Here is a 7,003-nt window from a genome sequence, read left to right as displayed (position 1 = left end):
CGATGGCGTTCCATCCGGTCCACTCATGGGAAGGAGCACATCCGTGCCCTCTGCCACCGGTCCGTCCCGTGCCACCGGTCCGTCCCGTGCCACCGGTCCGTCCCGTGCCACCGGTCCGTCCCGCCCGCCCCGCAGCGCCATCGTCATCGGCGCGGGCATGATCGGCCTCGCCACCGCCTGGTCGCTGCGGAATCACGGCGTCGAGGTCACCGTCGTGGAGCGGCGTCACCCCGCGGCCGGGGCGTCCTGGGGGAACGCCGGCTGGCTGTCCCCGGCCCTGACGCTGCCCCTGCCCGAACCGGCCGCCCTCCGCTACGGGCTGCGCAGCCTCGTCTCCCCCGAGTCGCCCGTCTACATACCGCCCCGGCCCGATCCCCGGCTCGCCCGCTTTCTGCTCTCCTTCACCCGGAACTGCACCTCGCGCCGCTGGCAGGTCCTGGCCGCCACCCTCGCCACGCTGAGCCGCCATGCGCTGGACGCGTACGACGCCCTCGCGGCGGACGGCGTCGCCGAGCCGACCCGGCCCGCCGACCCCTGTCTGCTCGCCTTCCGCACCGCGGTCGAGCGCACCGCGCTGGTCGAGGAGCTGGAGCAGGCCCGCGCGGCCGGTTTCTCGATCGCGTACCAGCAGATCGACGGGGACCGGGCCCGCGAGCTGGAGCCGACGCTCGGCGACGGCATCGGCGCGGCCGTCGAACTCCACGGCCAGCGCTATCTGAACCCGGGGAACTTCGTCCGCGCGCTGGCCGACGCGGTGCGCGGGCGGGGCGGCGAGATCCTGGAGCGGACGGAGGTGTCCGGAATCCGGGACCTGGGGCGGGGCGTGGCCGTCACCACCTCCCGCGGCCAACTCCGCGCGGACGTCGCCGTCGTGGCCACCGGGGCCTGGCTGGACAGGCTGGTCCGGCCGTTCGGGGTCCGGGTGATGGTCCAGGCGGGACGCGGCTACAGCTTCAGCGTGCCGGCCGAGGGAGCCCCCACCCGCCCCACGTATCTGGCCGCCCAGAAGGTCGTCTGCACCCCGCTGGGCGAGGGCCGGGTGCGGGTCGCCGGGATGATGGAACTGGCGCCCGTGGAACGGCCGCTGGACCCGCGCCGGATCCAGGCGATCATCGCGGCGGCCCGTCCGCTGCTGCCCGGCATCGACTGGGGCGCCCGTACGGACACCTGGGTCGGCGCCCGCCCCTGCACCCCCGACGGACTGCCGCTGATCGGCCCGACCGCCTCGCCGCGCGTCTATGTCAACGGCGGGCACGGCATGTGGGGCGTGGCCCTCGGCCCGCTCAGCGGACGGCTGCTGGCCGACGCCATCGCGACCGGCACCTCCCCGGCCGAACTGGCCCCGCTGCATCCGCTGCGCTGATCCATGGCTGTCCCGCCTCCGTGGCTGTCCCGCCTCCGTGGCTGTTCCTGTCCTCGCCTCGGCCGGATGATCACACCGGTCGGCGCCCTCATGCGGGTCCGATCTCATGGATCTTGCTCATCCGGTCATAGCGGGAGCAAGCTGGATGTATGGGTGTTCAAACGGCGCCTACGTTGATCACATCCGTACAGCGGGCCTTCCGGCTGATGGAGGCGGTGGGCGCGCATGACGGCGGTGCGCCGGCCAAGCGGCTCGCACGCGAGACGGGGCTGCCGCTGGCGACCACGTACCACCTGCTGCGGACGCTGGTCCACGACGGCTATGTGCACCGGCTGGACGACGGCGGTTTCGTGATCGGCGACAAGCTGCGCACCCTCGAGTCCGGAAGCCGGGAACAGGCGCTGCTCGCCCGGGTCCGGCCCACCCTGACCGCGCTGCGCGACGAACTCTCCGCCGCCGCCTACCTCACCTTCTATGGCGAGGGCGAGATCCGGATCGTGGACATCGTCGACGGCCCGCAGGCGCCCCGGGTCGATCTCTGGGTGGGGTGCGAGGACGCCGGACACGCCACCGCGCTGGGCAAATGCGTACTGCGCGAGCTGGACGACGACGCCCGCTACGACTATCTGTCCCGCCATCCGCTCGTCGATCTCACCCCGCGCACCGTCACCCGCTCCGACGATCTGCTGCGCCGGCTGGACTCCCCGACCGGCAGCCCGCTGGTCGCGGACCTGGAGGAGTACGCCCTGGGCACGGTCTGCTTCGCGGTGCCCATCCGCTGCGGGGACCGGCTCGGCTCGCTCGGGATCTCGCTGTCGGCGGACCGGCTGGCCCGGCTGGCGGCGATGGATCCGCACCGTGAGCTGTTCCGGACCCACCTGGTCCCGACGGCGAACCGGGTGAGCAGGCACCTCTCGCTCACTATCTGAAAACGCGGTGCTTGCCGAATCTATGGAATCGCTGTTTCTCTGGATGTAACGGACATCTCCGGTATCACTTGTCTCCAGTGGAAGAGAGCAGCGAAGCAGGTCATGTTTCCGGCCCGACTCCGCCCGTCCGACCCTGATCAACTGGTCGGCCGTCGGCATTTCGCCCCCGCGGTCCCCGTCCTCATCATCTGTGCGGTGGCCCTGCTGGCCCTCATCACCTCGGAGGGGCTGGCCTGGCTGCCCCTCCTCGCCATCGGTCCAGCGCTGGCCGCCGCCCAATGCGGACCGTACGGGGTGATACGCATCGGGTTGCTCGCCGTGGCGGTGGGCGCGTTCCTGGGCATCCAGGGTGCGGAGCCGCTGCGCACCCAGGCGATCCTGCTGGCCACGCCCGCCGCCGTATCCCTGGCGAGCTGCGGGGCCAGCGCCCTGCGCATACGCCGGGAGCGGGTTCTCGCCGCCGTCCGCTCGGTCGCCGAGGCCGCCCAGAATGCCCTGCTCAAACCGGTGCCCGCCCGGGTCGGCCAGTTCCAGGTGGCCGTCCGCTACAGCGCCGCTGCCGCCGAGGCACGGGTGGGCGGCGATCTTTACGCCCTGCTGCCCACCCCGTACGGGGTCCGGCTGATCGTCGGCGATGTGCGCGGCAAGGGGCTGCCCGCGGTGAGCACCGCCGCGCTGGTGCTCGGCGTCTTCCGCGAGGCCGCCTACGACGAGCCCGATCTGCTCGACGTCGTCGCCCGGATCGAGCGCAGCCTGTCCCGCAACCTGGCGCCCGACGACTTCGTCACCGCCGTGGTCGCCGGATACCCCAGCGACGGCCGGATGGAGCTGGTCAACTGCGGACACGCCCCGCCGCTGCTGGTCGGCGAGTCCGGCGTCATCGCCATCGAGCCCACCCGCCCGGCCCCGCCGCTCGGGCTGGCCTCCCTGGGCGGCGATTTGCCGAGCCTCCAGATCGTGCCGTTCGCCGGCGGGGACCAGCTCCTGCTCTACACCGACGGGGTCATCGAGGCGCGGGACCGCGGCCGGGAGTACTTCCCGCTGCTGGAGCGGGTGCCGCGGCACGTCTGCGACGAGCCGTCCCGCACCCTCGCCTCGCTCCACGACGAACTGCTGACCCATGTGGGCGGGCGGCTCCACGACGACGCGGCGCTGCTGCTGCTGCGTAAGCCGGTGCTGGGCGCGGTGCGCGCGGCGGCCGACCTGCCGTCGGCGTGAGCCGTGTGCCGTCGGTGTGAGCTGTGCCCTCTGGCGCGACCCGCTCAGACGACGCCCTGGGCGGCCATCGCCTCCGCCACCCGCACAAAGCCGGCGGCGTTCGCGCCCAGCGCGTAGTCGTCGGGCGAGCAGTCGTAGCGGTCGGCGGTGGTGCGGCACAGGGTGTGGACCTCGGTCATGACGGCCGCCAGGCGGGCCTCGGTCTGGGCGAAGGTCCAGCGCTCGCGGGAGGCGTTCTGCCGCATCTCCAGGGCGGAGGTGGCCACGCCGCCCGCGTTGGCGGCCTTACCGGGGCCGAAGAGCACACCGGCCTCCCGGAAGATCTCGATCGCCGCCGGGGTGCAGGGCATGTTGGCGCCCTCGGCCACGGCCAGTACACCGTTCTTGACCAGGGCGATCGCGCTCTGCTCGGTCAGCTCGTTCTGGGTCGCGCAGGGCAGCGCGACCTCGCAGGGCACCTCGAAGACCGAACCCCGGCCGGAGAAGACGGCGCCCGGCTTGGCGGCGGCATAGGCGGCGATCCGCTCCCGGCGGACCTCCTTGATCTCCTTGAGCAGGGCCAAGTCGATTCCGTCCGGGTCGACCACATGGCCACAGGAGTCGGAGGCGGCCACCACCCGCCCGCCGAGGGCGTGGACCTTCTCGATGGCGTAGAGGGCCACATTGCCGGATCCGGAGATGACGACCGTAAGGCCGTCGAGATCCTTCTTACGGGTGCGCAGCATCTCCTGGGCGAAGTGGACGGTGCCGTACCCGGTGGCCTCGGTACGCGCGGGTGAACCGCCCCAGCCGACCGGCTTACCGGTCAGCACCCCGGCCTCGAAGCGGTTGGTCACCCGCTTGTACTGGCCGAAGAGATAGCCGATCTCCCGGGCGCCCACCCCGATGTCCCCGGCGGGCACGTCCGTGTGCTCGCCGAGATGGCGGTACAGCTCGGTCATGAAGGACTGGCAGAACCGCATCACCTCGCCGTCCGAGCGCCCCTTGGGGTCGAAGTCCGCACCGCCCTTGCCGCCGCCGATGGCGAGGCCCGTCAGCGCGTTCTTGAAGATCTGCTCGAAGCCGAGGAACTTCACGATGCCCAGATTGACGCTGGGGTGGAAGCGCAGGCCGCCCTTGTAGGGGCCCAGCGCGCTGTTGAACTCCACCCGGAAGCCTCGGTTGACCTGCACCTCGCCGTCGTCGTCCACCCAGGGCACCCGGAAGACGAGCTGCCGCTCCGGTTCGCACAGCCGCTCCACGATCCGGGCGTCCAGATACTCCGGATGCGCGCCGAGCACGGGGGCGAGGGTCGGCAGCACCTCGCGCGCCGCCTGGTGGAACTCGGACTCCCCGGGGTTGCGGTGCACGATCTGCGCGTAGACGGCCTCGATGCGGGCGCTGACATCCATGGGTGGCTGATGCCTCTCTGTTGTCTTCTGTCTCATATGCCGGTCCTGTGGGGATGTCCAGGATCTTGTCCCCGGCGGGGTTCACCACGGCGGCGCGCCCAGGGAGTCGCTCGCGGACCGGGAGGATCGGGCGATGGTGGAGCCTGCTCCACCCCGCGGCGGGGGCCGTACCACCTGCGGGTACGGGACTGTGCTCTCTCCCGCGCGGCCGCGCCCGTTTCTAGCGTTCTCGGTGACCGGCGGAACGGCTCGATCCGCCCGGAGTCGACGGAGGGGCGGACAGATGAAGAGGCAGTGGCGTGGCCGTACGACGGCCATCGCGGAGCAGACGGGGACCTGGCACCACGCGCTGACCCTGGACGGGGTCACCCGGGAGTACCGGCCGGGGGTCCTGGCGCTGCACCCCATCCACCTGACGGTGCCGCGCGGACGGTTCCTCGCGGTGATGGGCCCCTCGGGGTGCGGGAAGTCGACCTTGCTCCAGTGCGCCGCCGGGCTCGACCGGCCGACCGCGGGCACGGTGCGCATCGGCGGCACCCAACTGTCCTCGCTGAACGAGGCGGCGCTGACCCGGCTGCGGCGGGAGCGGATCGGCTTCGTCTTCCAGGCGCACCACCTGGTGCCGTCGCTGAGCGTCGCGGAGAACGTCGCCCTGCCGCTGATGCTCGGCGGCGAGAGCCCCGGCGACCGGCATCTGCGGGCCCTCGCGGCGGTCGGGCTGGGAGACCGGGGCGGCGCCATGCCGCCGGAGCTGTCCGGCGGGCAGTGCCAGCGGGTGGCCGTCGCCCGCGCGCTGGTCACCACGCCCGACATCGTCTTCGCCGACGAGCCGACCGGGGCGCTGGACCCCGCCGCGGCGGAGGAGGTGCTGACGCTGCTGCGGCAGGCCGTCGACCATGACGGCCATACGGTCGTCATGGTCACCCATGACCCGTTCGCCGCCGCCTGGGCCGACGAGGCGCTCTTCCTGACGCGGGGGAAGCTGGTCGGGCGGCAGGAGCGGCCGGAGGCGGCCGACATCCGCCGCGTCCTCAAGGAGCTGGGAGGGCGGACCGCATGAAGGTCGCCGCCCTGCTGGCCGCACGCGCCACCCGTGCCCACCGTAAGGCGTGGACCGCCGTCTTCGCCGCGCTCACCCTCACCTCACTGCTGCTCGGCGCCTTCGGGCTGACCCTCGCCTCGGCCTGGAGCGCACATCCACGGGTGGAGCGGTACGCCGGAGCCGACCTCGTCGTGGCCGGCGACCAGACCACCCGCTTCAGCGCGATGTCGCTGGGCGAGCGCGAGACCGTGAGCGCCGGGCTCACCGAGCGCGTCCGGATCCCCCGTACGGCGCTGACCGCGGTGCGCGCGGTGCCCGGGGTGCGGACGGCCGTCGCCGACGTGGAATTCCCGGTGGGCCGCGCGGGCCGGTCCGCCACCGGACGGCCCTGGGAGACCGCCCAGTTGGCGCCCTACGCGCTACGCACGGGGCGCGCCCCACAGCACGCGGACGAGGTCGTGACGGGCGGCGGCACGGGCCGCGTCGGGGCGCGGCTGACGCTGCGGGTGGGCGGCCACGACACGGCGTACACCGTCGTGGGCGTCGCCGAAGGGCCCGGCACCGCCGTCTGGTTCACCGGCGCCGAGGCCCGCCGCCTGGCCGGCCACCCGGAGGCGCTGGACGCCGTCGGAGTCGTCGGCGCACCCGGCACGGACCCGGGGGAGCTGGCCGGGCGGGTGCGGAAGGCCCTGGCGGCGGCCGGTGTCACCGACGTCGGGCACCGCGCCGAGGGCGACCCGGCCGCCGTGCGCGTCCTGACCGGGGGCGAGCGGGGCGAGGCCGAGTTCCTGGCCGCCGCGCCCGCCCGCGGCGAGCTGCTCATGGCGCTCGCCTCCGTGGCCGGTGCCGTCGTCCTGGTGGCGCTGCTCGTGGTCTCGTCGACCATCGTCCAGGCGCTGCGGCAACGCTCCCATGAACTGGGCCTGTTGCGGGCGGTCGGCGCCACACCGGGACAGTTGCGCGGTGCCGTGGGCCGGGAGGTGGGGCGGGTCGCGGCCTGGGCGGCGACGGCGGGCGCGGCCGGGGCGGTCCCCGCGTACCTGGGGCTGCGCGCGCTGCT

The 7,003-nt window shown here is 73.4% G+C and carries 6 protein-coding genes; 5 read left to right on the top strand and 1 reads right to left on the bottom strand.

Features of this window, described 5'->3' with window-relative positions; all coding sequences use genetic code 11:
• Positions 1 to 43 precede the first annotated feature (43 nt).
• From KN815_RS40115 to KN815_RS40105, 3 genes are all read left to right on the top strand, one after another.
• Positions 44 to 1,363: an NAD(P)/FAD-dependent oxidoreductase gene (locus KN815_RS40115; RefSeq protein WP_216346726.1), complete on the top strand. Its 1,320-nt coding sequence runs from the start codon at positions 44 to 46 to the stop codon at positions 1,361 to 1,363.
• A 149-nt stretch (positions 1,364 to 1,512) separates the two neighbouring features.
• The gene (locus KN815_RS40110) at positions 1,513 to 2,292 is read left to right on the top strand and encodes an IclR family transcriptional regulator (RefSeq protein ID WP_216346725.1); all 780 of its coding nucleotides are present in this window, start codon (positions 1,513 to 1,515) and stop codon (positions 2,290 to 2,292) included.
• 102 nt (positions 2,293 to 2,394) lie between these two features.
• On the top strand, positions 2,395 to 3,510 hold the full coding sequence (locus tag KN815_RS40105; RefSeq protein ID WP_216346724.1) for a PP2C family protein-serine/threonine phosphatase: 1,116 nt from the start codon (positions 2,395 to 2,397) through the stop codon (positions 3,508 to 3,510).
• 44 nt (positions 3,511 to 3,554) lie between these two features.
• Here KN815_RS40105 and gdhA read toward each other — a convergent pair whose 3' ends face one another.
• Positions 3,555 to 4,901, bottom strand: coding sequence for an NADP-specific glutamate dehydrogenase (gdhA, locus tag KN815_RS40100; RefSeq protein ID WP_216346723.1), 1,347 nt, complete (start codon positions 4,899 to 4,901; stop codon positions 3,555 to 3,557).
• A gap of 283 nt (positions 4,902 to 5,184) precedes the next feature.
• Here gdhA and KN815_RS40095 point away from each other — a divergent pair, with 283 nt between their 5' ends.
• Both KN815_RS40095 and KN815_RS40090 read left to right on the top strand, forming a co-directional pair.
• Positions 5,185 to 5,961 carry an ABC transporter ATP-binding protein gene (locus tag KN815_RS40095; RefSeq protein ID WP_216346722.1) on the top strand — a complete coding sequence of 259 codons (777 nt, stop codon included), beginning with the start codon at positions 5,185 to 5,187 and terminating at the stop codon, positions 5,959 to 5,961.
• A partial coding sequence (locus tag KN815_RS40090; RefSeq protein WP_308403698.1) for an FtsX-like permease family protein occupies positions 5,958 to 7,003 on the top strand: 1,046 nt, incomplete at its 3' end. The genes KN815_RS40095 and KN815_RS40090, both read left to right, overlap by 4 nt.

It is taken from the genome of Streptomyces niphimycinicus (assembly GCF_018883605.1).
Taxonomy (GTDB): domain Bacteria; phylum Actinomycetota; class Actinomycetes; order Streptomycetales; family Streptomycetaceae; genus Streptomyces; species Streptomyces niphimycinicus.
This window is presented reverse-complemented; position numbering and strand designations above follow the sequence as displayed.

Coding starts and splice junctions, on each gene's coding strand:
- KN815_RS40110 (WP_216346725.1), top strand. CDS start 1,513: ATGGGTGTTCAAACGGCGCCTACGTTGATCACATCCGTACAGCGGGCC.
- KN815_RS40105 (WP_216346724.1), top strand. CDS start 2,395: ATGTTTCCGGCCCGACTCCGCCCGTCCGACCCTGATCAACTGGTCGGC.
- gdhA (WP_216346723.1), bottom strand. CDS start 4,901: ATGGATGTCAGCGCCCGCATCGAGGCCGTCTACGCGCAGATCGTGCAC.
- KN815_RS40095 (WP_216346722.1), top strand. CDS start 5,185: ATGAAGAGGCAGTGGCGTGGCCGTACGACGGCCATCGCGGAGCAGACG.